Genomic DNA, 24,712 nt, shown 5'->3' on the forward strand with positions numbered 1-24,712 from the left:
TTAGAAGTTGGGATTTTGTACCAGTTTCGGATTCTTATTCAAGGCATCCGTACTGAATGAAGAATAATAATTCCCGATGCGGAAGTTACGTGGCGCGCGGAAGCGGTAAGCCACATGGCGGTCGAAGATATACTTGCCATTGTCCGGTCCACCGATCACGCGGAAAGGATAGAGGGCATACAGCATCGTGTTTTCCGACTGGATACCATTCCATTGCTGGTGCGCTTTGCGCAGGCGTTTCATGTCCCAGAAACGATGATCTTCGATCACCAATTCGCAACGGCGTTCGCGCAAGAGATTGTCGATGGTCAGATCGGCTTCGCTCCAGGAATTGGCACCGAAACCGGCGCGTTCGCGGATCGCATTGGCATAACGCAGGGCTTTCTCCGTTTGTCCCAGTTCCATCGCTGCCTCGGCTGCATTCAGATACACTTCGCCCATCCGGAAATACACCCACCAGATATACGAACCTTGTCCGCGAGCGGAAGAACCGGCTGCTTCGTCTACGAATTTACGCAGGTTGAAACCGGTATTCGTATAGGTCGCGCGCGACAGGGGACCGTCTTTTCCGACAAAAGGTCCGCCATCGGCATTCGGATGGTCTTCTGCCGGAACGTAGGAGCTGTTGGCTTCCGATCCTTCGATCAACAGATACGAACCATTGGACTGATAGATCGCAACGCCCGCCAGGACATCGAGTTTTGCTCCTTTGAATGTTTGCCCCGGCAACAGGCAGGTGCCTTGCAGACGGTAATCGCGTCCGGCGAAAATATCGGAAATATTCTCATACGCGATATAATTCCCATTCGCATCTTTATCGGCTAATCTTCCCGAACCGCCATTCAATGGCAGATACGATTCGACCAATCCCAGGGTGGGGCAGAGGTCGGAGCCATTGTCATTGTCTTCATTCATCGACCAGGCGATATTGGCAAAAGAGAATGTATGGAACTTACCGGAAGAATAGTCTTTGCTCCAGATCACTTCCCGGTTATTGTCTTTCGAACAAACCGCATGGTAGAAATCATCCGATGAAGCGGTTGCATGGAGTTGGAAGACGCCGTCGTTGATGATCTCTTCGGCGGCCGACAATGCTTTCTCGTAATATCCGTTGGGGGATGTGCCGCTCATACCGACTACACCCGATTGCAACGGCGAAGAGATGGGGTTTGCCATCGATGCGTTATACTTTGAAATCGATCCGGCATACAACATCGCCCGGCTTGCCAATGCCAATGCGGCATATTTATTGGCACGAGAGACGTTGGTTATCCCATTGTTTGCCGCCAGATATTCTTTGATCGCCATACATTCGCTGTACACAAAGTCATAGACCTCAGCCTCTGAAGAACGGGCAACCTGTAATTGGGTAATATCCATTCCCGAAGTATAACTCTGTGTTTCCGTCACAATAGGCACTCCTCCCATACGGCGAGCCAGTTCGAAATAGACATAGGCGCGCAGGAATCGGAATTCGCTTTCGAAAACAACAATATTATCTTCACTCAAAGTCGACTTCGCCAGCTTTTCAATACTCTGGTTTATCTTATAGATATAACCATAATCATAATAACGGAGGAAATCGTAGGCGTAAGCCACCATCTGGTTACGAGCCGTCTCCACGTCGGTATTCATCAATCCGCACCACATCACGTCGTCGATCAATGAAAAGTTTACGTCGTCCTGCAGGGAGCCGTTCATTGGCACATTGTCATATAAATTCGCCAATACGCCAAGGATCATGGAATTGTCGTTCCACACCTGCTCGTCGGTCAGGAAGTCGGTTGGCGTACGATCCAGGAAACTGTCGCAACCGATCAGTTGGCCGCTCAACAGAATGGATAATAGATATATAAGATTCTTTTTCATGATGTACTCAGATTAAAAATTAAGATTGAAACCAAAACTTACGGTGCGTAGGTTAGGAGTAACCAATGCGCTATTAGACGAGATCTCCGGATCGAGCTGGAACTTCGACATATTATCGATGCTGAACAGGTTGTATGCATTGACATAGAAGCGCAAGCGGTCGACTAAGAATTTCCGGGAGATATGCTGTGGAATCGTATAGCCTAACTCCAGCGTACGCAGTTTGATGTAGTAGGTATTATGCATCCAGAAATCAGAATAACGATTGAAGCTGGTATTCGCTCCGGCATAGCGGGTGGCCGGGAAATAGCCCGAGATCCAGTCGCTGTTGGGATCGGTCGGATCTGCGCGATGCCAGGAATCGGTCAGCAGATAGCGTGTGGAGTTGCCATCACCCTGGAACGGATAGGCTACCTCCCAACACATGTGGTATGATTGTCCCATGGCAGCCGAGAAGTCCATCTTCAAATCAAAATCCTTCCAGGCAAAAGAGGTGTTCAAACCGAAGTTCAGATAAGGCAATTGGCCCAGTCCGTAACCGATCGGGCGTTCGTCGAGTTCGTTGATCACTCCGTCGCCATTGACATCCTTGAAGATCAGGTCACCCGGTAACATGGTGGAGTTTCCTTGTCCGTCGTTATCCACCGGATATGCCTGGATCTCTTCGTAGCTCTGAAAACGGCCGGTCACCTGGTATCCCCAGTTGACGTTTGCCCAACGGTTCTCGATCGAGTTCCGGTATTCATTCCAGCTCGAACCGAAGCGAGGTTTGTAGGAATCCCCGTCTTTCTTACGAGCCAAGGTGACATTGAAGCCGATATCGTAGCGGAAATCCTGTACCTGGTCGCGCCAGTTCAGCGCTAATTCAACCCCCTGATGATAGTCGGAGTTCAGGTTTTCCTGTGGCAGGGTGAATCCTACTTCTTCGGGGATCAACACGTCGTAGCGGGATGCCGGCAGTCCGGTGCGTTTCCGTTGGAACACATCGAACGTACCGTTCAGGCGATTGTCTAAGAACCCGAAATCAACCCCCACATTGAATAGGGTCGCTTTGATCCAGGATAAAGAAGTGATGGGCAGGCCACGATAGCTGACACCTGTGGTGGTCGTGCCGTTCAATACCGCACTTCCGTTTCCATAGCTATATCCGTCTAAATAAGAATAGGGAGCAACGATATAGTTGGGCATGCCGTGATCACGGATGTTATTCAGGTCGTCGATATAATTGATGATATCTTCTCCCATCTGTCCCCAGGATGCGCGGATTTTAAAGTTGGAGAGAGAGATTTTATCTTTCAGCCCTTCCATAAACGATTCTTCCGACAGTCTCCAACCCACAGACGCAGAAGGGAAGAAACCCCAACGGCTGCCCGATTTATACAGGTAAGATCCATCGTAGCGTCCGCTGAACTCTGCGAAATATTTACTGGCGTAATCATAAGAACCACGGAAGAGAAAACCGGCGCGGGCGCTTTCTGTCATCACAGTCTCGATACCCGTCAAATCGCTATGGTTATTCGTCAGCGGAATATAGTTGTTGGTCGGCATGATATTGTAGAGCAGATAATCTCTTTTCTCTTCGATCGTTTCCATCCCTAATAATCCGACCACATGATGGTTTTCATTGAAGGTATGATCGTAGTTCAGGCGTGCCTGGAAAGTTTGTTTGATGCGTTCGTCTTTCACGCGCCGACGCCAGGGGTTCTGATTCCCTCCGGTTATATTGTACACATCGTTTTCTTTGTCGTAGGTGTACACATTGTAGGTGTATTCGAACTCCTCATCCGTACGGTACTGGATATTGTAATCGTACATCACCGTTCCTTTCAGACCGGGAATAGGAAAGCTGTACTCGGCAAAGACATTCGCCGACATCGCTTTCCAGATATCGTCGGTATAACCCGTAATGTCTTTATCGAAGATCGCGGCTCCGGTTCCGTTATTACGCGTATTGTTCACATAGTCGGGATTGCCGTTGGCATACGCCTGCTGGGTCGGCCAGTTCTGGAACATGGCGTAATACGGTTGCCAATAGTCGTCGAGACCGGGAACCCCTACATTGTGACGCTCTTCCAGGCGGCCGTTAATGCGGGTACCTACTTTCAGGTTGTTCGTGATATTTGCTTCCACATTACTCTGGATATTGGTTCGTTTGAAGTTGAAACCGTTGATCATGGATTCCTGATTGGTATGCGCCAAGGCGAAATAATAATTGATCTTCTCCGAACCTCCGCTGGCACTGATGTTACCGTACATGATCGGTGCGTTTTCATTGGTGATAAACTTCTGCCAGTCCATATTCTTGTAGTCGCCCTGTCCTTGTTTCCAGAGGTTTAGTTCCTCCATATTACGGGAAGTCGAACCATACTGGTTCAGGTCGGCTTGCATGCGTCCTTCATAGAATTCGGCAGCGTTCGCCACTTCCGGATAGCGCATAAAGTTCTGGATTCCATAATAACCGGTGGCGCTGATCTGGTTCCTTTCTTCCCGGCGTCCGGCTTTGGTGGTCACCAATACGACCCCATTGGCCGCACGCAAACCATAGATAGAAGCCGAAGCGTCTTTCAAGACGGAGATGTTCTCGATATTGTTGATGTCCAGGTTGTTGAACTGTTGCTCTTCTGCCTGGATCCCATCGATCACATAGAGCGGAGTACCCATGTTACGAATCTGTATCCGGGCACTTCCTCCCGGGCGTCCGTCGGTCTGACGCGCCGTGATACCGGCCACCTTACCGACCAGGGCTCCGGCGGTGGTGGAAGTGGTGGTGCGTACCAGTTCTTCCGATCGTACGTTGCTGATGGCTCCGGTCAGTGAGCTTTTCTTCTGGGTACCGAAACCCACAACGACTACTTCTTCCAATGTCTCGCTGTCTTCTTTGAGCTGGACTTGCAATGTATTGCGTCCACTAAGGGAAACTTCCTGTGTCAGATAGCCGATATATGAAAATACCAGTACCTTACCATCTCCTACATCCAGGCTGAATTCACCGTCTATATTCGTGATTGTACCTATTGTAGGTGATTCTTTCACCACTACGTTTACACCGATCAGCGGATCGCCGTTGGGATCGGTTACAACGCCATTCACCATTTTGTTCTGAGCTGCCAACTGCATACAGGCGGCAACGAATGCCAGCAGTAAGACCGGCCATCTCAGAAATCTTTTCTTTTTCATACGCATTAAATTGAATGTGTTAATCTCTCATATTACAAGTTGATCGTCTTATTTTACACGTTTACCCCAGACCGAGAAACCGTGGCTTTCCAGTCCGGTGAAAAGGATTGTTTTTTGTTGGTTTTCCCAATCCTGCCCCAGGTGTGGGATCAGGCCGGTGATCTTTTCTTTGCCCAATTCGAGGGTGAGTGTGTTTTTGCATTTGTCGTAACACCAGCTTCCGGATTGTTCGCCGACAATCTTCCCATCGGCGGTGAAGGTGTACGGAATGGATACATTGACTTCGTCGGCCTGCAATTCGCCTTCTCCCCAGAGGATTTGTCCGGCAGCCAGGTTTCTTTCGTATTTGCTGTCGCGGATCAGGATGATCTCCCAGTCGCCCACGAAGTCGGCGGCGATCAGTTCCATCGCCGGGATACCGGCATAGCGCTGCGGCGAAACTACCGGCCAGCCGTCTTTCGTCCAGAACATTTCACGGACATGCAAATCCATCATCTGATTGCCTGGGCTCAACCGTCCCTGGTGCATCATGAAAAAGCGCCCGTTATCGTTGATCACCCCGCAATGGGCTACGCCTGCCCAGCCCGGATGACCGGCAAAGCGGTAGGGGTGGGTCAGAACCGGAAAATCGTTCTTCTCCTCGCGCATATCATTTCCGTTGATATCGTAGAACGGACCGGCAGGCGAGTCCGAACGCCCGACGCGCACATTGTAGGTAGTCATCAATGGATCGTAGGATACGAATAGAAAATACTTTCCGAATTCCGGATTGTAGATGATCTCCGGCGCCTCGATATTGTCTTTCTTGCCGTTGGCCCGGCGGGCAATCAGGTGGCCCTGGTCGCCCTCTTTCAATGCCAGCCCGGTTTCAGGATCCAGTTGCAATGCAAACAAACCGCCGAAGTACGAGCCGTAAACCATCCAGTGTTCCCCTGTTTCGGTAACGGCAATGCTCGGATCGATGGCATTCATGACTGAGGTGGTGTCTGTCTTGACTACACAGCCTTTTAAATCCCAGGGACCTTCGGGCGAATCCGCTTCGGCCAGCCCGAGGTAAGAGACCGACTGGGCAAATGCCGACACGCAATAATACAAGCGATACTTGTCTTTGTATTTGACCACGTAAGGCGCCCAGATATTGGTTGCTCCTTTGCCGTCGGCATGCGAGCGGACGTGTTGTATGGCTTCGGCCGGGATCTTGGGGAATGCCCATCCGTGGAATTCCCAGTTGACCAGATCTTTCGATTTGCGCACCTGAATATACCCCAGGGGTACGCCCGCAGCCGCCGCTTCCTCTTTGTCTTCCCGGTAGATGGCATCGGTTGAATACACATAAAAGGTATCGTCCACTTTCAGGCAAGCCGGATCGTGCACATTATAAGGCCCCCATTGTTTGTAATCGGTCATGGCGGAAACAGCCGTGTAATCGTCGGCCCAGGGATTGGACCGGGCTTCCGGTACGATGGCTTCACGCTCCGTCTGGCAGGACGTGAACAGGACGCTCAGGCCGGTTAAACACAACGCTGCCGTGATAACTTGTTGTTTCATAAATCCCTGTATTATTTCAGTTCGATCGTTACCAATGATTTGGCGGGTAATTTGAAACGCAGTTCCCCGTTCTTGTAAGAAGCGCCTTTGAAGGCAGCCAGTTTTACCTTTTCGGGTTGAGCAAACGTATTGTAGGTGCGTACATTTTCGCCGGTGATGATCTGGCTACTCGTGATCTTATTGTTGCCGGCGCCGCGTACCGGGCAGGTGATTTCGATATCATTTGCCGGGTCGATATTGACAAATGAAAGATGTATTGCCCCGTCTTTATCTTTGGAAGCCGTCACGCTGATTGCCGGCAGGCTGCGTTCGAGCCGGTCATACGTGCCGCAACGCACATCCGCCGGAAGCAGAACTGCATCCTGATGCACTTTATACATATCAAAAACGTGGTAGGTCGGTGTCAATACCATTTGCTCGCCTTCCGTCAGGATGATGGCCTGCAGAACGTTCACCATCTGTGCGATATTGGCAATCTTCACGCGGTCGGCATGGCTATGGAATATATTCAGGGTTAGTCCGGCCAGGATCGCATCCCGGAGGGTGTTTTGCTGATAAAGGAATCCGGGATTCGTTCCGGGTTCCACATTGTACCAGGCTCCCCATTCGTCGACAACCAGCTCGACGCGTTTCTCCGGGTCGTATTGATCCATAATGGCCGAATGGCGGGTGAGGAGTTCGTCCATGTGAACCGCGTTCTCCAACGTGCGGAAGTATTCATTGTCGTCAAAACCGGTGGCATTGCCTTTGTTGGTCCAGCTGTCGGCAAACGTATAATAATGTAAGGAGAGTCCGTTCATCATGCCCCGGGGGATATTTTTCATCAGTGTTTCCGTCCAGCGATAATCGTCCACGTTCGGTCCTCCGGCAATCTTAAACAGGCGATTGTCGCCATAGTTGCGGCAATAGGTGGCGTAACGGCGATAGTTTTCGGCATAACCGGCCGGGCTCATATTTCCGCCGCATCCCCAGTTCTCATTGCCTACGCCCCAGAACTTTACTTGCCACGGTTTCTCCCGTCCGTTCTCCCGTCGCAGGTTGGCCATTGGGCTTTCGCCGTCGAAAGTGATGTATTCCACCCATTTCGACATCTCTTCTACGGTTCCGCTGCCCATATTGCCACAGATATACGGCTCGGTCTCCAGTAATTCGCAAAGATTCAGGAACTCATGGGTGCCAAAGCTATTGTCTTCGACTACGCCACCCCAATGCGTATTGATCATTTTGGGGCGTTCACTGCGCGGACCTATCCCGTCCATCCAATGGTATTCGTCGGCAAAGCAGCCGCCGGGCCACCGCAGATTCGGGATTTTTATTTGTTTCAATGCTTTGATGACATCGTTGCGCACCCCGTTGGTGTTGGGGATCGACGAGTCTTCGCCCACCCATAAACCACCGTAGATCGAGCGTCCCAAATGCTCGGAGAAATGGCCGTAGATGTGACGACTGATCGTTTGTGTACCTAAATCTGCATTGATGATCACTTCCGCTTTTTCCTGAGCGGAGACAAAGGATGCTATGGCCAGGCATAGCATTCCATACAAGAATCCTCTTCGTTTGTTCATGATATTTCCTTTAATGTTACTTGTGCTTTCGGGAGCAAATGTATAAGCAACACTTTATGGAAAGGTGGACATTTATACGAATTAGGTGGACGAAAAAAATCCACCCGGATAAATCCTCTGGGACTATCGTCCGGGAACAAAAAAAACCGGGCGATTTTTCCCGGTTTTTAGCGCGTATTATAAGAACTTGTAAATAAGTGAAATATAAGGGGTGTTTATTCCAGTTCGCCTTGGTTTTGCATGTGATTAGCATCACAGAAAGGCTTGTTTTTTGATTTTCCGCAGCGACAGAGGGTCACCCGGTTTCGGACCGGATACCGGTTGCCTTCCGCATCTTCAATGGGAATACCGCCTTTCACCCAGATCGGGCCGTGGGCTTCCGCCGGCATATCTTCCAATAGGCTGATTTCCTGCGGCAGTTCGGGATCTATGATCTCGCCTGCTTTCGTGACGGGCGTCAGGCGTCCGCTCGGGCAGTCGGCACATTGTTTTTTGATGATATCGATTGCAGCCGGATCGGTACTGTTTTCGACCAGTTCCCAGGTGGTTCCGTAGGTGTCGCAAAAGCGGGCTACGGCACATAGATCTTCGGCGTCCAATAAATCGATTTGTTTGCCTTCCAACACTTCAGCCATCTCTTTGTAGGTGGCCCGTGAAGCGGTCTCTGTTCCGTCGAAGGGGATTCCGGCGAGGTGCGAGCCGTCGCAAAACGGATGATTATTGGTGCGTCCGCATCGACACAGGTGATAGGTTTCGCTTGTCTTGTACTGCTGAATCAGCTTGTATTCGGTAGAAGCTCCTTTCTGATCGGAGACATAACGCAATTGATTCAACGGGATATCCCCGCTGACTGCATACGGACCATTCGGTAATACTTTAATCTTCTTTTTGTTTTCTGGGCGCATAACTATTGTATAATTTACTCTGTATAAAAGAAAACAATTAGAATGGGATTTTGTTTGTTTTATTCAAAGAAAAAGTATGCCTATCTTTGCAGCCTTAAAAAAGCAATTATGATATCAATCGACGGACTTACAGTAGAATTTGGCGGGAGTGCATTGTTTTCAGATATATCTTTTGTTATTAATGAAAAGGACCGGATCGCCCTGATGGGGAAAAATGGCGCCGGTAAATCGACTTTGCTCAAGATCCTGGCCGGAGTCAGGGAACCGACCCGGGGAAAAGTGTCCGCCCCGAAAGATACGGTGATTGCCTATCTGCCGCAGCATCTGATGACGGAAGACGGACGGACTGTGTTTGAAGAAACAGCCCAGACGTTTGCCCATCTGCACGCGATGGAAGCGGAGATCAATGCGATCAATAAAGAGTTGGAGATCCGGACAGACTATGATTCGGAGAGTTATTACGAACTGATCGAACGGGTTTCTACGCTGAGCGAGAAATTCTATTCGATCGAAGAGATCAATTACGATGCCGATATCGAAAAGACCTTATTGGGCTTGGGTTTCAAGCGGGCTGACTTTACGCGGCAGACCAGTGAGTTCAGTGGTGGATGGCGTATGCGCATCGAACTGGCCAAGTTGTTGCTGAAGAAACCCGATGTCTTATTATTGGATGAGCCGACGAACCACCTGGATATCGAATCGATCCAATGGCTAGAAGATTTCCTGATCGACAACGGGCAGGCGGTGGTGGTGATCAGCCACGACCGGGCTTTTGTCGACCGGATCACCACGCGCACCATCGAAGTGACCATGGGCCGGATCTATGATTATAAAGTGAACTACAGCGCGTACCTGCAACTGCGGAAAGAACGACGTGAGCAACAGCAGAAGGCGTACGACGAACAGCAGAAGATGATCGCGGAAACGCGTGAGTTTATTGAACGTTTCAAAGGCACGTATTCCAAAACCCTACAGGTGCAAAGCCGGGTGAAGATGCTGGAGAAATTGGATATCCTGGAGGTCGACGAAGAGGATACCTCGGCCTTGCGGTTGAAGTTCCCGCCTTCGCCCCGTTCGGGCTCTTATCCGGTCGCGCTGGAGAATGTATCGAAAAGTTATGGCGAACACCTGGTCTTTCAGAATGCCAACCTGACCATCGAAAGGGGCGACCGGATCGCTTTTGTGGGCAAGAACGGGGAAGGGAAGTCGACGCTGGTGAAGTGTATCATGAAAGAGATTGAACACGACGGCACGCTGACATTGGGACATAATGTGATGATCGGTTATTTCGCGCAAAACCAAGCTTCGCTGTTGGACGAAAACCTGACGGTGTTCCAGACGATCGACGATGTGGCCAAAGGAGAGATCCGCAATAAGATCAAAGACCTGTTGGGCGCCTTTATGTTTGGCGGCGAGAATTCGACGAAAAAGGTGAAAGTATTGTCGGGCGGCGAGCGTACCCGCCTGGCGATGATCCGCTTACTGCTCGAACCGGTCAACCTGTTGATCCTCGATGAGCCGACCAATCACCTGGATATGAAAACGAAAGATATCCTGAAGCAGGCGTTGATCGATTTCGACGGCACACTGATCGTTGTATCCCACGACCGTGACTTCCTGGACGGACTGGTGACCAAGGTCTATGAGTTCGGTAATAAGAAAGTGACCGAACACCTGGAAGGCATCTATGAGTTTATGCAGCGCAAGAAGATGGAGAACCTGCGCGAACTGGAACGCAACAACTAAATGCGATAACCCACGCTCAGCATCACGTCGTAGGTTGCTGTCTGCACATTATCGAAATACTTATACCGCGTATGGCGGGAGAAGTGCCGGTTGGAGAATACAATATTCCATCGCTTACTGGAGTAATAGGCCAGTTGCGAGGTGAAGATCGTCAACCGGGCATTGCTTTTCTCACCCTGCACATTCAAGCGCTCGAGGTTGACCGTGCTGAAGTCCAGATCCGGATCGTATCCTTTCCAGGTGAAGATGTGATAGTTTTCGAGGCTTAACAGGAAATTCCACCGTTTCTTGTAGGTCAGTCCCGTAAAGGCTTTCACGCTGTATCCGCTTCCCAGGTTGTAATCGCGCTCTTCGAGTTGCAGGTAATCGGAGATGCTGGTACCCAGGGCAATGCCGTTTATGTAGATCTCGCTATGGATATCCACCGGATCGCCCGGCGACGATTTTTTATTGTATAATACGCCTCCGCCGACTGCGGCCGCCTCCGAGATGCGATAGGGCGGCACGGTGTGCGTGCTGTTCGAACGCAGCTCCGAATCGTAATAATCGAAATGCTGGAATACCCCGGCGGAGATCGTCCGGTTGCCTTTGTTCCATACCGGCTTGCCCCATAACGCACCGATGGCGCTGACCTGGGTGATCACCGGCTGCGAAGAGAACAGGTCGAGCCCGGCGCGGAACTGAAACCATTCGTAGGGTTTATAGAAGTCGTCGTCGAAAGGATTACCGTAGTCCAGGCGGAACGTGAGGTTCATGCTGGTCGTGCCGTATTTGGAATCTTCCTGCTCGGCAAGGAAACGCGGGCCTACGTTCACGATGAAGTTTACCGGGACGGAAGGAAACGAACGCCCTTTATTCGGGCGGTAACGCCAACTGTCGCCGTCCAACAGGCGGTTGATCGCCCGCATAGGCGAGAATACGGCAGCCAATAACTCACGGGCTACCCGTTCGGCGCCCGTTGTCCGGTCGTCCAAGAATAAGTCGGAAATGCGAAAGGTGACCTCGCCCAATGCCACGCCGCCAAACGAGGTAGCGAGCATATCGTTGATCGAAGGCGGCTCTGCCTCCATAAAGAATTCCCACATCAGGCTGCCGCCCGCCGTATAGGGAATCGACTGCCAGAAGTTCATGCCGTTGCTTCTTGCTGCGTTGAAATATAAGGAGCCATGATAGGGGTGGGAGATCAGGTTGGTGGTGAACTTATCCGTATCCCAGATCGGGCCGGTCCGAAAATTGTCTTTGATCGTGTGTTTGTTGATCCGTGCCCAGGGCTCGTTGGCGATATACCGGTCGAAGCCCCATACGACCGCATTGACCCCGAAGGTCTCGACCCCGGCACGCCAGGGACGATAGGGTAGTATGCGGGTCGAATCGCTCACATACTGTCGCGGAACGGATTGTGGAATATACTGGCCCCATGCCGACAGGGCACAACATAGCCCTAAAATACCTATTAAAACCTTTTTCATCTTTTGCCTGATAATGAATTCAACTTCTGTAAATCATCCGCTTGCTGTGCAAACCTACTTATAATAACGCAGGGGATATTCGTTTAGTTTAAATTAATCTTAGGTATTCTTACGGAAAATGATATTATCTCAAAGTGATTACGTATTTTTGCAGCAAAAACAAAATGATAGATTTTATCACCTTCTGCAACTATGCCGGTACTTTTGCCTTTGCAATTAGTGGTATCAGACTGGCTTCCGCCAAACAATTTGATTGGTTTGGCGCTTATGTGGTGGGAGTGGTAACGGCTATAGGCGGCGGAACAGTCCGTGATATCTTGTTAAATGCCACGCCTTTCTGGATGGAAGAACCGGCTTATCTGATTGTTTCCGCTTTTGCCCTTTTATTTGTTATTGCATTCCGTAAATACGTCATTAAACTAAATAACACCTTTTTTATCTTTGACGCCATTGGTTTGGGACTTTTTGTGGTTTCTGGTATTGACAAGACTTTGAATTTCGGTTTTCCAATATGGGTAGCTATCGTTATGGGTATGGTTACCGGTTCTTTCGGGGGAATGATTCGGGATATCCTGATCAATGAAGTCCCGCTGATTTTCCGGAAAGATATCTATGCCCTGACGTGCGTACTGGGAGGTTTCGTTTATTACATCTGTATGAAACTTTCGGTGTCGATCCTTGTGACCCAATTGGTTACCGCTGTCACGGTCCTGGCAGCCCGGCTTATCGCCGTGAAATATCACATAAGTGTCCCTGTATTGAAAGGTGATGAATAGAATTATTTATTAATTTTGTACGCTATGACTGTACACGAGAACAATCAGCACGAAAATGCCTCTATTTTATTGATCTACACCGGCGGTACTATCGGTATGATGGAAAACCCTGAAAATGGGGTTTTGGAACCACTCAATTTTCAACATCTCAAAGACAATGTGCCGGAATTGAAAAAGATGGGATATGCAGTCTCCAGTATTCAATTCGAACCTCCGATCGACTCCTCGGAAATGGGTCCCGAGAACTGGCAGAAGCTGGTTCGGATCATTGCCGGCAATTACCAGCAATACGATGGGTTTGTGATTCTACACGGGACGGATACGATGTCTTTCACGGCATCCGCTTTGAGCTTTATGCTGGAAAACTTAGGCAAACCGGTTATCCTTACCGGTTCCCAATTGCCTATCGGGATCTTGCGAACCGATGGAAAGGAAAACCTGATTACCGCTATCGAGATTGCCGCCGCGAAAGAAAACGGGCATCCGCTTGTGCCGGAAGTCTGTATCTTTTTCGAAAATAATCTGCTCCGAGGTAACCGTACCAATAAGGTGAGTGCCGATAATTTCAATGCTTTTCGTTCGTACAACTATCCGCCGCTGGCGCATGTTGGCATCCATATCAAATACGACCTGCCCCAGATCTTTCATCCGATCTCCGATAAACCCCTGAATCCGCATTATTCGCTCGACCGGAATATTGCGATCCTTAAATTGTTCCCGGGAATGTCTCCGCAAGTGATCGAGAGCATCCTGAATATACCCGGACTGAAAGGGGTGGTGATGGAGACGTACGGAAGCGGGAACGCACCCTGCGAAGAATGGTTTCTGGATATGCTGAAAGAGGCGATCGATAAAGGTCTTGTGATTGTTAATGTTACCCAATGTATTGCCGGAGCAGTTGAAATGCAACGCTATGAAACCGGGCATAAACTATTGGAAATAGGTGTTATCAGTGGTTACGACAGTACGACGGAAAGTGCGGTGACCAAACTGATGTTCCTTTTCGGACATGGAATGAGTGCTGAAGAAGTGAAGGAACACATGAACTATTCACTTATTGGCGAGATCACCGTACCGGAGAATGCTCGCCTGTAAAAAGAAAAGATGAAAAGATGAAACTAAGATTTGTTAGTTTGGCAAGTGGAAGCAGTGGAAACTGTTATTATCTGGGAACAGCCGAATACGGTATCCTGATCGATGCCGGTATTGGTATACGTACCATCAAAAAAGTGTTGAAAGATTACAATATAGATTTTTCCCAAATCATCGCCGTATTGATCACGCACGATCATGCCGATCACATTAAGACGGTAGGCTGTTTGGGCGAGAAATTCAATATCCCGGTATATACCACTGAAAGTGTGCATAACGGGATCGATAAAAGCCGTTATGTCGAAGAAACGCTCTACGGTTCGCGCCGGATCATTCACAAAGAAACCCCGTTTCAGATCAAAGATTTTAATATCACAGCCTTTGAAGTGCCTCACGACAGTACGGACAATGTCGGCTACTATATCGAATACGGCAACCACCGTTTCACTTTTGCTACGGATGTGGGCCATATCACCGATACGGTCAGTAAATATATCTGCCAGGCCAACCATCTGATTATCGAGGCCAACTACGATGAAGAGATGTTGCGTTTCGGCTCTTATCCACTCTTCCTGAAAGAGCGTGTCGCCAGTCCGACCGGCCATCTGAGCAATAAGGAAGCCGCCGAATTTCTGGCTACCCACTATCACACGGGACTGAAAAACATCTGGCTCTGCCACCTCAGCAAAGACAATAACCATCCGGAACTGGCCTACAAAACAGTAGATATCCGCCTCTTCCAGGAGGGCATACGGGTCGGCAAGGATGTCAATCTCATCGCTTTAAAGCGCACGACCCCTTCTGAGATTTTTGAATTTGATTGAATGTGATTTCCGCGTCTGATTAAAAATATCCCTATAGACCGGGAAAAAAGAAGAAAAATATTTGTCGAAAAATAATTTAAAACCTATCTTTGCACCCGCATCGCAAGAATGCCCAACGACTTGGTAGCTCAGCTGGTAGAGCAATTGACTCTTAATCAATGGGTCGTGGGTTCGAGCCCCACCCAGGTCACCCTCAGAAGCCGCTTTTTAAGCGGCTTTTGTTGTTCTGGGATGCGACGACCCTTCCGATAGGGAAAGAATGAAAAAATATCCGCTTCCTTGCGTTCGTAACTAAAAATAGTTACATTTGCGTAAACAATTAAGCAATGACAGCAAAAGAGAAGTTGATAGCTCGCTTTAAGACTTTACCTAAAGACTTCACCTATGATGAATTATGTAAGCTCTTGAAAGGGTTTGGATTTGAGAAAAGCAACAAAGGTAAGACGTCCGGCTCTCGTGTCCGTTTTATTAACGCAGAAAGCAAGACCATTATAGATTTGCACAAACCTCATCCCGGTAGCATTATGAAAGAGGGGGCTTTGAAAGATGTTTATGTTAAGCTTGTATTGAATGATTTTATAGATAAATAGGAGAAATTACTATGGATAATTTGGAGTACAAAGGATACTTTGGAAGTGTCGAATATAGCAAAACAGATGATTGCCTGGTCGGTAAAGTTCTTGGTATGAGCAAAGATTCTATCACCTACGAGGGGAAAGATATTGCGGAACTCAAAGCCGATTTTGAAGCAGGAATAGACAGCTATATTGAAGGATGTGAAGAGTTAGGCATTAAACCGAGAAAAGCCTTTAGTGGCTCTCTAAATGTGCGCATCTCATCCGAGATACATAGCCGGGTGGCTATGCTTGCGGAAAAAGCGGGTATTTCTATTAATGCTTTCATCAAAGAAGCATTAGAGGAAAGGCTTCACGCTTTTGAATGAAACCGGGTAAAGGTTACATCGGAATTTTCACCCACCCAGGTCACCATCAAAAGCCGCTTTTTAAGCGGCTTTTGATGTTCTGGGATGCCCCTCCCCTCTGCCATAGATTAATAGCATTATGAGGATTACGGTAGGCACCATAACAGCTTTTCTTTGATCTGTACCTTATATGATTTTGCTGAAAAGTTGTCAGATATGAAAACTTTTGCTATATTTGCGTCATGGGGAAAGCGCGAACCATAATAGCGTATAAGCACTACTCAATGGCTTTCAGAAAAAAACACAGAAGACCCCGACAGCAGAAATTGATAAGGCGTTAAAATTGAAAGAGGAATATTATGGAACTAAAAGAAATAAGTAAAGATATTTACGATGTAGATGCATGGCTGGATCAGCAGTATGGCAAAGTGGGTACCTCTGAACGAGAAGAGTTCCGAAGAGAAGCATATGCATATTGTATGGGTCAAATTATTCATGATGCACGCAAGCAGGAGAAGATGACTCAAACGGAACTTGCGGAACGGATCGGTACGAATAAATCTTATATTTCTAAAGTAGAAAAAGGGGTTGTTGAGCCCGGAATAAGTACGTTTTGCCGGATCATAGATGCACTAGGGTTAAAGATTGAGATTGTAAAGCCTATCGTGTAACCATTAATATGCAAGCTGCCTACAATATGCAAACGGCACGGCGAGACAGTCGCTTGTCTGCGAAGCTTGACCAAATACGTAAAGCAGTTGCAATACTGTAAATACTACCCGGACTCCTTAGGATGCTCCGGGTTTTTTATGCGGATTTGACAAATACTTTTAAATATGTCGTATTGATATTATGTGTATATTTACCACACAAGTAAAAAGGCGAGTATAAAGCGATAAATGATATGATGGATATAATAAGTGGAGTGGTACAATATTTCTCAAACAAGAGTATTTCTTTGGTCCCCAAAATAGTAATTCCGTTGATTCTTATTTTGTCGGCTTATTTGATCAATGATTATTATGGTTTATTATACTACTATTCAAATGGTCTGAAGGTCGACTATATTGCTAAAATAGAGGAAGCAAAAGCGATGAGCGACTCAACGTCGTTGACGTATATTTATTTGGATGAGATGGGTTATGAAGCGATACATCGGGAAAATGTTTTTCAAAAGACTTTATCACTCTTTAGTGCTTCGAATAAACCTGCGGGAGTTGATAAATCGATAAAAATAGGCGAAGAAAATCCTCCGATGAATAGCAAGGATGCGGAACCGAATTGGCTTAATCAAATATTTCCGCCACTGGAAAGAACACCCTTATGGCATACCGTAACATCTACCACCCTGTTGATCCTTCTTCTCCTGGTGTGTGCGATATATCTCATTTCACTCCCATTCCCATTTGTCGAAGTCGACAATAAATGGCTTTCCTTTCTTGGGGTTATACTCTGCATGGCTTTTCTTGTCGGTCTTGTCTGGGTCGTTCAATGGTTGTTTGGCTTAATCCCCGTCATACTGAGTAGGGCATATCTGAATTATACATTCGCTGTATTCGTGCAGTATCTATGCGGTGTGATTGTGTATCGGAGATTGAAAAAGACAAACTAATATGCCGCACACAGCTGTCGGTAAGATTGATCATCTGTGTGCGGCAATACCTATTGCTTATTCGTCTTATTCGTTGATAGGGGCCGCTGAAGGAGGGGGCAGGGTCGTTCCCCAGGATTTATTGGCTACGGGGCCCATTTCGAATTCCAACAGGCCGCCTTGTGCGATGTCGGCATGGTTGAACCAGGCCTGGTTGAGCGGTTGGCCGTTCAGGTGCGCGGACTGAATGTATTTATTCTCCGAAGAGGCGTTGTGGGCTTTGATCTCTAATGTTTTGCCGTTGCCCAGATCCATCTTTACTCCCGTAAACAATGGCGAACCGATATTGTAAGTCGGCGAACCGGGTGTCACCGGATAGAATCCCATCTGGCTGAATACCACAAAGGCCGACATGCCTCCACCGTCTTCATCACCGGGAACACCCATCAGGTCGTTGCGGAACCATTGATCCAATAGCGTGCGGATGCGTTTCTGTGTCTTCCACGGTTGACCGGCATAGTTATAGAGGTAGGGGATATGCAGACTGGGCTCATTCGCCATGGAGAATTGTCCGACATTTCCGGTATGATCGGGTAGGGTGGCGTAGAATTCCCATTTCGATTTGCCCAGCGGCTCATTGAACATTTGGTCGAGAGCTGCGCAGAATTTTTCATCACCTCCCATCAGGGCGACCAGGTCGCCGATATTGTGCTGCACGTCCCACCGATAGATGTATCCGTTGTTCTCATCGTAATAATCGCGTGCGCCCAGACCGCCCGAATAGCGATAATCCAGATCCGGGATGAATTGTCCTTCTTCATCTTTTGGATGGAAGAATCCGGTTTCGGGATGGAACACATTCCGGTAGTTGTAGGAGCAATGGAGATAATAATCGGCTTCTTTTTCTTTCCCCAATTCGAGGGCGATTTGGGAGAGACACCACTGATCGTAGGCGGTTCCCAGGGTGACGGCGATCGGTTGGCGTTTCTCCCAGGAATGCACATTAGCGACCGTCTCTTTTTGTCCCGGCTTCAACGCGGGGAAATAACCTTTCTCGCGGTAGAAGTCATCCAACACACCGGCGGGAACTTCCACCCACGGGATCAACGATTTCTTTTCCATCGCGTCCTGGCAGGCCTGGTAGGCTTTTGTCAGGTCGAACCCTCTGACTCCCTTGCGGTAGGCGTCGATCACCATCGAGACGCCATGGTTCGAGTTCATACAGTGGGCATCGCCCGTCACTTCCGGAAAGGTCGGCATCCAGTTCGTGCCTTTTTGTTCGGCCATCAATAAGTAGGAATGGATGATGTCGCTTTGCACTTCTCCGTCGATCAATACGCGCAGGGGATGTGTTGCCCGATAGGTGTCCCAGATCCAGTCGTCGGTATAGAAAGGACGTCCGTTGTCGGTGTGGACCTTACCGTCGTACGCACTGAAATACTGTCCATCTTCACTGATACATACCGGACGTTCGAAGCAGCGGTAGAGCGAGGTGTAGAAAACCGCTTTGTCATCCTCCGTACCGCCTTCAATCCGGATTTTATTTAAGGCTTTGTTCCAGCTTTCGCGTCCTTTCTGTGCGACCACATCCAGATGGTAGCCCTGGATATCCCGGTTGAGGTTGTTCTTCGCCTGCTCCACACTGATCAGGGATACGCCGTAGCGGATACGGATCTGTTCGCTACCCTCCCGAAACGAGAGGACTGCCGTTGCGTTTCGGCCTTCCATCGCGGGTTGATCGAAATCCGGTTGGCCTTCTTTCAGGATCCCGTTTTTAACCGGTACCTGATCCGTTTCGGCATAGATATATAGGCGGGTGTTGTTGGCAATCTGCTGGTATCCGCTGATCCTGTTTCCTTCGCTCCGGATCTCGCCGTTGCGGCTGCAAAACAAGAGGTAGGGCGTTTCCCGGTTCTCGAACTGAAAACTATAGATCGCGCTTTGCACCGATGGGGCGAAGCCGATCTGAATATTCGCATCGTCGAGATACACCTGGTAGGAGTAGGGGGTGATCTTCTCGCGGTCGTAGCTATGCGAAACGGTAGGTGTCATGGCTGTCTCCGCTCCCTGATAGGGGCTGACCAGAAAACCGGAGCCTCTCCGGTGATTGGTTACCATCAACGGCAATCCGTTCAATCGATCTCCCGTGAAATCTCCGCGGGAAGGGAAGATACGCATCATCGCGTTCGGCAGTTGCACCGTCGGGTACGTCGGGACCAACAGGTGGCTGATATTGCCCATATAGGGATTCACGTAGTCAACCGGTTCTTTTCTTTCTGTCGCATGGGAGACAAAAAAACCGGATAATAGCAGGAAGCCTGCTATTACCCGGATATTTATTTTAGAAGCTTTCATTACTTTCCGCTCTTTTCGTGGACTGAGAATGAATAAGGCATATCGGCCGCCTGCGTTCCGCGTTGTTTGTTCGGCTGGGCGCCCATCTTGATATTCACCGTACCGCCTTTAAAGATATCACCATGGGTCAGGTAATTCTTTGTATAGGCAGTACCGTTGAGTTGCATCGATTCGATATAGATATTCTTCTGGCTGTTTTCGGGAGCGTTGATCACGAATGTATTTCCGTTTTCCAGATGTATCGTCGCTTTCTTGAACAGCGGAGCGCCCATCACATACTGGTCGGTTCCCGGACATACGGGATAGAAACCAAGCGCTGAGAATACATACCAGGCGGAAGTCTGTCCGTTGTCTTCGTCGCCGCAATAGCCATCGGCCTGTGGGGTGTACATCCGGTTCATCACTTCGCGCAACCAGTATTGGGCTTTCCAGGGTTCGCCGGCATAGTCGTACATATAGATCATGTGCTGGATCGGCTGGTTGCCATGGGCGTAGTTACCCATATTCATCACCGTCATCTCCGTTATTTCATGGATCGGGAAGCCATAGTAGCTGTCGTCGAACAAGGGCGGAACGGCAAAGACGGAATCCAGCATATTAACGAACGGTTTCTTACCGCCCATCAGGTCGATCAGTCCCTGCGGATCATGGAATACCGACCAGGAGTAATGCCAGCTATTGCCTTCGGTAAAGGCATCGCCCCATTTCAATGGAGAGAAAGGTGCCTGGAAGCTGCCGTCTTCGTTGCGGCCACGCATCAGGCTGCTTTCTTTGTCGAAGAGATTCTTGTAGTTCATTGCCCGTTTAGCAAACAGATCGATTTCTTTCTTCGGACGTTTCAAGTCTTTTGCCAGTTTATAAATACACCAGTCGGCATAAGCGTATTCCAGCGTGCGGGCAGCATTCTCGTTGATCTTTACATCGTAAGGCACATACCCCAGTTTGTTGTAATATTCATGTCCCAACCGGCCGGTAGAGCTGACTTTCGGATGAACGTTCTCGGTGCCGTGGATCAGCCCTTCGTACAAGGTTTCCAGATCATCCACTTTCACGCCTTTCATATACGCGTCGACCAATACGGAAGCCGAGTTGTTACCCACCATACATCCGCGATGTCCGGGACTGGCCCATTCGGGGAAGAATCCACTTTCTTTATACGTATTGATCAGGCCTTCCTGCATTTGTTTGTTCACCGACGGATACATCAGGTTCAGGAAGGGGAACAAGCAACGGAAAGTATCCCAGAAGCCGGTGTCGGTGTACATATAACCGGGTAAAACCTGGCCATTGTACGGGCTATAATGCATGATATTGCCATTGATATCGATCTCATGCAGACCCCGTGGGAAAAGTACCGAGCGGTAGAAGCAGGAATAGAACGTGCGTAGCTGATCCAGGTCTCCGCCTTCCACTTCGATCTTGCCCAATACGTCGTTCCACGCTTTCTTTCCTTCGGCCATTAATGTCTCGAAATTCTTATTGCCCAGCTCTTTCAGGTTTAATTCCGCCTGCTCGAAACTGATGAAAGAAGAGGCCACGCGGGCATGCACCTGTTCGCCTTTTTTCGTTTTGAAACCAATCACCGCGCCGGTATGGTCTGCCTTCTGTTCTTGGGCAGCGACATGCAAGGTGGAATCGGTAAAGGTTGCCGTGTAGGTGAACGGTTTGTCGAACTCAACGACAAAATAATTCTTGAAGTTCTCCGGCACGCCACCGCTGTTACGGGTCGTATAACCGATGATCTTGTTCTGTTCCGGAATCACTTTGATGTAGGAACCGCGATTGAAAGCATCGACTACGACGTAAGAGTTATCGTTTTCCGGGAAGGTGAAACGAAAGAGGTTGGCACGTTCGGTCGGGGTAAACTCGGTTACCACATCGTGTTCCGCCAGGTACACCTTGTAGTAATACGGTTTAGCCACCTCGCCTTTGTGCGAGAACCAACTGGCGCGTTTGTCTTCGTTGAACTCCGGCGTTCCGACGACCGGCATCAGAGAGAATTGACCATAGTCATTGATCCACGGACTCGGTTGATGCGTTTGTTTGAAACCACGGATCTTATTGGCCGTATACACGTAAGTCCACCCGTTACCCATTTTACCGGTCTGCGGTGTCCAGAAGTTCATACCCCAGGGACGGGCAATTGCCGGATAGGTATTCCCTGTGGATAATTCAAAGGAAGATAATGTTCCCATCAAAGGGTTTGCATATTCTACCGGATCAAAATCATTTTCGGCTGCTTGAGCCTGCTTCGAATGAAATAATAACACTACTGTCGCGCACAAAGCGACAATCCATACATTTTTAACGTTCATAGTAAATAAAGTAAGTATTTCTAAAACTTGGAATTAACGTACAAAGAAACAAAAACAAAAGACTACAGGAAAGAGGTTGATCTTTATTTTTATGAAAAAAGAATTAAAATTATCTTTGCAACAAAACGTCAAAGATGAAAGAACATAAAAAGCGAAGAACTTTTCCCCTTTATCTGCAGATTCTGGCCGGGATGCTATTGGGTATTCTGATCGGATTAGTTGCGATTCCTCTGAAAGGGGAACAAATTATTCAGGACTGGATCCGTCCCTGGGGAACTGTCTTTATCCGTTTGTTGCAACTGATTGCTGTGCCTTTGGTTTTCTTGTCCCTGATCAAAGGTGTCACCGGATTGAATGATATCAAGAAGTTCTCCCGCCTGGGAGGAAAGACCATTGCGATTTATCTGGCAACCACAGCCGTTGCCGTCGTTCTGGGGCTATCGGCAGGCTTGATTGTGAAGCCCGGCACACTGGTGAACCGTGAGCAGGTGGCGCATTTGCAAGAGAATTATCAGACGGTGGCTGCCGAGAAAGCGTTGGAGGCCGAATTGACGCACGACCGGGGGCCGCTTAACTTCCTGGAGGATATCGTACCTAATAATATCGTTAATGCGTTGAGTAATAACTCGGCGATGCTTCAGGTGATCTTTTTTGCGGTCTTCTTTGGTATTGCCGCTTTGATGGTGCCGCGGGAGAAAGTCGAACCGATCCTGGTGTTGGTCGATGGCTTGAATGATATCATCCTGAAGATGGTCGATTATATTATCCGCGTAGCACCCGTTGGGGTTACGGCTCTGATGGCGGGCTTGGTGATTGACTTCGGGGGCGATCTCAGTATGTTCGGCGCTTTGGGCGTGTATGCCCTGACGGTAGCCCTCTCGCTCCTGGCGTTGATCTTTTTGTTTTATCCGGCTTTGATCCATTTCTTCTCCAAAAAGAAAGCGAAGAACTTTCTTCGGGCGATGTATCCCGTGCAACTCTTTGCCTTTACCACCAGCAGCAGTGCCGCGACCCTTCCGGTAACGATGGAGACGGTAGAGAAAGAACTGAAAGTATCGAAAGAAACGGCGTCGTTTGTTTTGCCGGTCGGCACGACGATCAATATGGACGGGACTTCTTGTTATCAGGCGATTGCCGTATTGTTTATCGCCCAGGTGATTGGTATCGATCTGACGCTGTCGCAGATCCTGACCGTGTTGGCGATGACGATCCTCTCGTCTATCGGTACCCCGGCCATTCCGGGAGGTAGTTATGTGATCCTGACGATGGTACTCACTTCCGTAGGCGTTCCCGCCGAAGGGCTGGCACTTATTCTGGGCATCGACCGCCCGTTGGATATGCTGCGCACGGCTGTAAACGTAACCGGCGATGCGGCAGTTGCCTCTATTGTAGATCGATCAAGCGATTAATCAACGTTCAAAAAGAAACGACCAGTCTTCGCGGGGTTCCGGAGTATAGGTGCGGATGCCTAAAGCTTCAGCGGCTTTGCAATTGACTGCGGCATCGTCGATAAAGAGGGTTTCGTGTGGTGAGATCCCGGCGTCATTCAATACGTATTCGAAGATTTCCGGATTGGGCTTTTCCAGGTGTAATTCATAAGAAAGGTAGATCTTGTGGAAGAAATCATCGACACGATGTCCTTTGTAGTTGAAAATGTTTTGCTTGGCCCATTCCCAGTGGATACTGTTGGTATTGCTCAGTAGGAAGGTGTTGTATTCTTCTTTGAGGCGTAATAATAAGTCCAGTTTATAGTCCGGCACATCAGCCAGCATCGCGATCCAGGCGTCATCGATCTCTTTGTCCGTCAATATCCGGTTGGAACGTTGGCGGATCCCGTCACGGAATGCAGCCGGCGATAGTTCGCCAATCTCTAAATGCATAAACAGGTCTTTGTGGTGGTAGATACTTCCCAATTGTTCATGAACATCCACGCCCAACTGCGCAAAGGCTTCAATGCACCGGTTACGCGTCAGGTTGATAATCACCCCACCAAAATCGATCAGTAGATTTTTAATGCCGTCCATAACGTTCTTAGATTCCATTCCGTAAAAGTTTCGCAATATACAAAAAAAGAGACCATTCCCGGATGGAACAGTCTCTTTTTATGGGGATGAAAGAGATTAGAATCTCTTTTCTTTGATTCTTGCTTTTTTACCGGTAAGTGCACGCAGATAATACAGTTTCGCGCGGCGTACTTTACCAATCTTGTTCACGGTAATGCTGTCGATAAACGGTGAATCCATCGGGAAGATACGTTCTACACCTACGTTCTCCGACATCTTGCGAACGGTGAAACGTTTTTTGTCGCCATGTCCAGAAATGCGGATCACTACGCCTCTGTACTGCTGGATACGTTCTTTGTTTCCTTCTTTGATACGGTAAGCCACGGTTACGGTATCACCACTTTTGAAAGCGGGAAGCTCCTTCGCTGTGCTAAAAGCTTCTTCGGCAATCTTAATTAAATCCATTGTTTTATAGCTTTTTAATTGTTGTTTTTAGAAACGCAATATATCGGACTACATTTTTCCGACAGCGATTACGTAAAGCGGATGCAAAGG

The 24,712-nt window shown here is 48.6% G+C and carries 19 protein-coding genes, 1 tRNA gene and 1 pseudogene; 11 read left to right on the top strand and 10 right to left on the bottom strand.

The annotated features are described in order from the left end of the window. From M2133_RS08465 to M2133_RS08485, 5 genes are all read right to left on the bottom strand, one after another. Nucleotides 1–1,869, bottom strand: coding sequence for a RagB/SusD family nutrient uptake outer membrane protein (locus M2133_RS08465; RefSeq protein ID WP_277465659.1), 1,869 nt, complete (start codon nt 1,867–1,869; stop codon nt 1–3). Nucleotides 1,870–1,881: 12 nt separating this feature from the next. Next, on the bottom strand, nt 1,882–5,046 hold the full coding sequence (locus tag M2133_RS08470; RefSeq protein ID WP_277465660.1) for a TonB-dependent receptor: 3,165 nt from the start codon (nt 5,044–5,046) through the stop codon (nt 1,882–1,884). A 48-nt stretch (nt 5,047–5,094) separates the two neighbouring features. Then, nucleotides 5,095–6,594: an arabinan endo-1,5-alpha-L-arabinosidase gene (locus M2133_RS08475; RefSeq protein WP_277465661.1), complete on the bottom strand. Its 1,500-nt coding sequence runs from the start codon at nt 6,592–6,594 to the stop codon at nt 5,095–5,097. Between the two features lie 11 nt (nt 6,595–6,605). Then, complete coding sequence (locus M2133_RS08480; RefSeq protein WP_277465662.1) at nt 6,606–8,159, bottom strand: alpha-N-arabinofuranosidase; 1,554 nt, start codon at nt 8,157–8,159, stop codon at nt 6,606–6,608. A 215-nt stretch (nt 8,160–8,374) separates the two neighbouring features. Further along, nucleotides 8,375–9,064 carry a CDGSH iron-sulfur domain-containing protein gene (locus M2133_RS08485; protein ID WP_277465663.1) on the bottom strand — a complete coding sequence of 230 codons (690 nt, stop codon included), beginning with the start codon at nt 9,062–9,064 and terminating at the stop codon, nt 8,375–8,377. A 108-nt stretch (nt 9,065–9,172) separates the two neighbouring features. Between M2133_RS08485 and M2133_RS08490 the strand changes: the two genes are divergently transcribed. Next, a complete protein-coding gene (locus M2133_RS08490) occupies nt 9,173–10,810 on the top strand; it encodes an ABC-F family ATP-binding cassette domain-containing protein (protein ID WP_277465664.1) in 1,638 nt (545 codons plus the stop codon). Here M2133_RS08490 and M2133_RS08495 read toward each other — a convergent pair. After that, entirely contained in the window at nt 10,807–12,279 is a 1,473-nt protein-coding gene (locus M2133_RS08495; protein ID WP_277465665.1) for a DUF3943 domain-containing protein, read from the bottom strand. The two genes, M2133_RS08490 and M2133_RS08495, sit on opposite strands and share 4 nt — an antisense overlap. A 164-nt stretch (nt 12,280–12,443) precedes the next feature. Between M2133_RS08495 and M2133_RS08500 the strand changes: the two genes are divergently transcribed. From M2133_RS08500 to M2133_RS08540, 9 genes and pseudogenes are all read left to right on the top strand, one after another. Then, a complete protein-coding gene (locus M2133_RS08500) occupies nt 12,444–13,055 on the top strand; it encodes a trimeric intracellular cation channel family protein (RefSeq protein ID WP_277465667.1) in 612 nt (203 codons plus the stop codon). A gap of 24 nt (nt 13,056–13,079) precedes the next feature. Next, a complete protein-coding gene (locus M2133_RS08505; RefSeq protein ID WP_277465668.1) occupies nt 13,080–14,150 on the top strand; it encodes an asparaginase in 1,071 nt (356 codons plus the stop codon). Nucleotides 14,151–14,167: 17 nt separating this feature from the next. Beyond that, nucleotides 14,168–14,971 (top strand): MBL fold metallo-hydrolase, encoded by an 804-nt coding sequence (locus M2133_RS08510; protein ID WP_277465669.1) that lies wholly within the window; start codon nt 14,168–14,170, stop codon nt 14,969–14,971. Nucleotides 14,972–15,088: 117 nt separating this feature from the next. Then, nucleotides 15,089–15,161 (top strand) — tRNA-Lys (locus M2133_RS08515). A 136-nt stretch (nt 15,162–15,297) separates the two neighbouring features. After that, nucleotides 15,298–15,561 (top strand): type II toxin-antitoxin system HicA family toxin, encoded by a 264-nt coding sequence (locus M2133_RS08520; protein ID WP_277465670.1) that lies wholly within the window; start codon nt 15,298–15,300, stop codon nt 15,559–15,561. A gap of 11 nt (nt 15,562–15,572) precedes the next feature. Further along, nucleotides 15,573–15,914: a type II toxin-antitoxin system HicB family antitoxin gene (locus M2133_RS08525; RefSeq protein WP_277465671.1), complete on the top strand. Its 342-nt coding sequence runs from the start codon at nt 15,573–15,575 to the stop codon at nt 15,912–15,914. 244 nt (nt 15,915–16,158) lie between these two features. Continuing rightward, nucleotides 16,159–16,275: pseudogene (locus M2133_RS08530) on the top strand (type II toxin-antitoxin system RelE/ParE family toxin); the annotation flags it as partial. Then, on the top strand, nt 16,253–16,564 hold the full coding sequence (locus M2133_RS08535) for a helix-turn-helix transcriptional regulator (protein WP_277465672.1): 312 nt from the start codon (nt 16,253–16,255) through the stop codon (nt 16,562–16,564). The pseudogene M2133_RS08530 and the gene M2133_RS08535, both read left to right, overlap by 23 nt. A 233-nt stretch (nt 16,565–16,797) precedes the next feature. Continuing rightward, entirely contained in the window at nt 16,798–17,505 is a 708-nt protein-coding gene (locus M2133_RS08540; protein WP_277465673.1) for a hypothetical protein, read from the top strand. Between the two features lie 66 nt (nt 17,506–17,571). On the opposite strand, the gene M2133_RS08545 is transcribed toward M2133_RS08540, so the two are convergent. Together M2133_RS08545 and M2133_RS08550 are read right to left on the bottom strand one after the other, a co-directional pair. Continuing rightward, nucleotides 17,572–19,839, bottom strand: coding sequence for a GH92 family glycosyl hydrolase (locus M2133_RS08545; RefSeq protein WP_277465674.1), 2,268 nt, complete (start codon nt 19,837–19,839; stop codon nt 17,572–17,574). After that, a complete protein-coding gene (locus tag M2133_RS08550; protein WP_277465675.1) occupies nt 19,839–22,154 on the bottom strand; it encodes a GH92 family glycosyl hydrolase in 2,316 nt (771 codons plus the stop codon). Before M2133_RS08550 ends, M2133_RS08545 begins: the two co-directional genes overlap by 1 nt. A 134-nt stretch (nt 22,155–22,288) precedes the next feature. Here M2133_RS08550 and M2133_RS08555 point away from each other — a divergent pair, with 134 nt between their 5' ends. After that, nucleotides 22,289–23,563, top strand: a complete 1,275-nt coding sequence (locus M2133_RS08555) for a dicarboxylate/amino acid:cation symporter (RefSeq protein WP_277465676.1) — start codon at nt 22,289–22,291, stop codon at nt 23,561–23,563. Here the strand turns inward: M2133_RS08555 and M2133_RS08560 are convergent, their stop codons facing one another. Both M2133_RS08560 and rplS read right to left on the bottom strand, forming a co-directional pair. After that, nucleotides 23,564–24,178, bottom strand: coding sequence for an HAD family phosphatase (locus M2133_RS08560; RefSeq protein WP_277465677.1), 615 nt, complete (start codon nt 24,176–24,178; stop codon nt 23,564–23,566). Between the two features lie 96 nt (nt 24,179–24,274). Further along, on the bottom strand, nt 24,275–24,622 hold the full coding sequence (rplS, locus tag M2133_RS08565; RefSeq protein ID WP_277465678.1) for a 50S ribosomal protein L19: 348 nt from the start codon (nt 24,620–24,622) through the stop codon (nt 24,275–24,277). Nucleotides 24,623–24,712: the final 90 nt, after the last annotated feature.

Source organism: Parabacteroides sp. PF5-6 (assembly GCF_029504695.1).
Classification (GTDB): Bacteria; Bacteroidota; Bacteroidia; order Bacteroidales; family Tannerellaceae; genus QVMG01.

What these genes read in the sequence shown, in the direction of transcription:
- M2133_RS08555 (WP_277465676.1), top strand. Translation starts at nt 22,289, where the DNA reads ATGAAAGAACATAAAAAGCGAAGAACTTTTCCCCTTTATCTGCAGATT.
- M2133_RS08490 (WP_277465664.1), top strand. Translation starts at nt 9,173, where the DNA reads ATGATATCAATCGACGGACTTACAGTAGAATTTGGCGGGAGTGCATTG.
- M2133_RS08475 (WP_277465661.1), bottom strand. Translation starts at nt 6,594, where the DNA reads ATGAAACAACAAGTTATCACGGCAGCGTTGTGTTTAACCGGCCTGAGC.
- M2133_RS08495 (WP_277465665.1), bottom strand. Translation starts at nt 12,279, where the DNA reads ATGAAAAAGGTTTTAATAGGTATTTTAGGGCTATGTTGTGCCCTGTCG.
- M2133_RS08485 (WP_277465663.1), bottom strand. Translation starts at nt 9,064, where the DNA reads ATGCGCCCAGAAAACAAAAAGAAGATTAAAGTATTACCGAATGGTCCG.
- M2133_RS08465 (WP_277465659.1), bottom strand. Translation starts at nt 1,869, where the DNA reads ATGAAAAAGAATCTTATATATCTATTATCCATTCTGTTGAGCGGCCAA.
- M2133_RS08550 (WP_277465675.1), bottom strand. Translation starts at nt 22,154, where the DNA reads ATGAACGTTAAAAATGTATGGATTGTCGCTTTGTGCGCGACAGTAGTG.
- M2133_RS08535 (WP_277465672.1), top strand. Translation starts at nt 16,253, where the DNA reads ATGGAACTAAAAGAAATAAGTAAAGATATTTACGATGTAGATGCATGG.
- M2133_RS08470 (WP_277465660.1), bottom strand. Translation starts at nt 5,046, where the DNA reads ATGAAAAAGAAAAGATTTCTGAGATGGCCGGTCTTACTGCTGGCATTC.
- M2133_RS08505 (WP_277465668.1), top strand. Translation starts at nt 13,080, where the DNA reads ATGACTGTACACGAGAACAATCAGCACGAAAATGCCTCTATTTTATTG.
- M2133_RS08560 (WP_277465677.1), bottom strand. Translation starts at nt 24,178, where the DNA reads ATGGACGGCATTAAAAATCTACTGATCGATTTTGGTGGGGTGATTATC.
- M2133_RS08545 (WP_277465674.1), bottom strand. Translation starts at nt 19,839, where the DNA reads ATGAAAGCTTCTAAAATAAATATCCGGGTAATAGCAGGCTTCCTGCTA.
- M2133_RS08510 (WP_277465669.1), top strand. Translation starts at nt 14,168, where the DNA reads ATGAAACTAAGATTTGTTAGTTTGGCAAGTGGAAGCAGTGGAAACTGT.
- rplS (WP_277465678.1), bottom strand. Translation starts at nt 24,622, where the DNA reads ATGGATTTAATTAAGATTGCCGAAGAAGCTTTTAGCACAGCGAAGGAG.
- M2133_RS08525 (WP_277465671.1), top strand. Translation starts at nt 15,573, where the DNA reads ATGGATAATTTGGAGTACAAAGGATACTTTGGAAGTGTCGAATATAGC.
- M2133_RS08540 (WP_277465673.1), top strand. Translation starts at nt 16,798, where the DNA reads ATGATGGATATAATAAGTGGAGTGGTACAATATTTCTCAAACAAGAGT.
- M2133_RS08480 (WP_277465662.1), bottom strand. Translation starts at nt 8,159, where the DNA reads ATGAACAAACGAAGAGGATTCTTGTATGGAATGCTATGCCTGGCCATA.
- M2133_RS08500 (WP_277465667.1), top strand. Translation starts at nt 12,444, where the DNA reads ATGATAGATTTTATCACCTTCTGCAACTATGCCGGTACTTTTGCCTTT.
- M2133_RS08520 (WP_277465670.1), top strand. Translation starts at nt 15,298, where the DNA reads ATGACAGCAAAAGAGAAGTTGATAGCTCGCTTTAAGACTTTACCTAAA.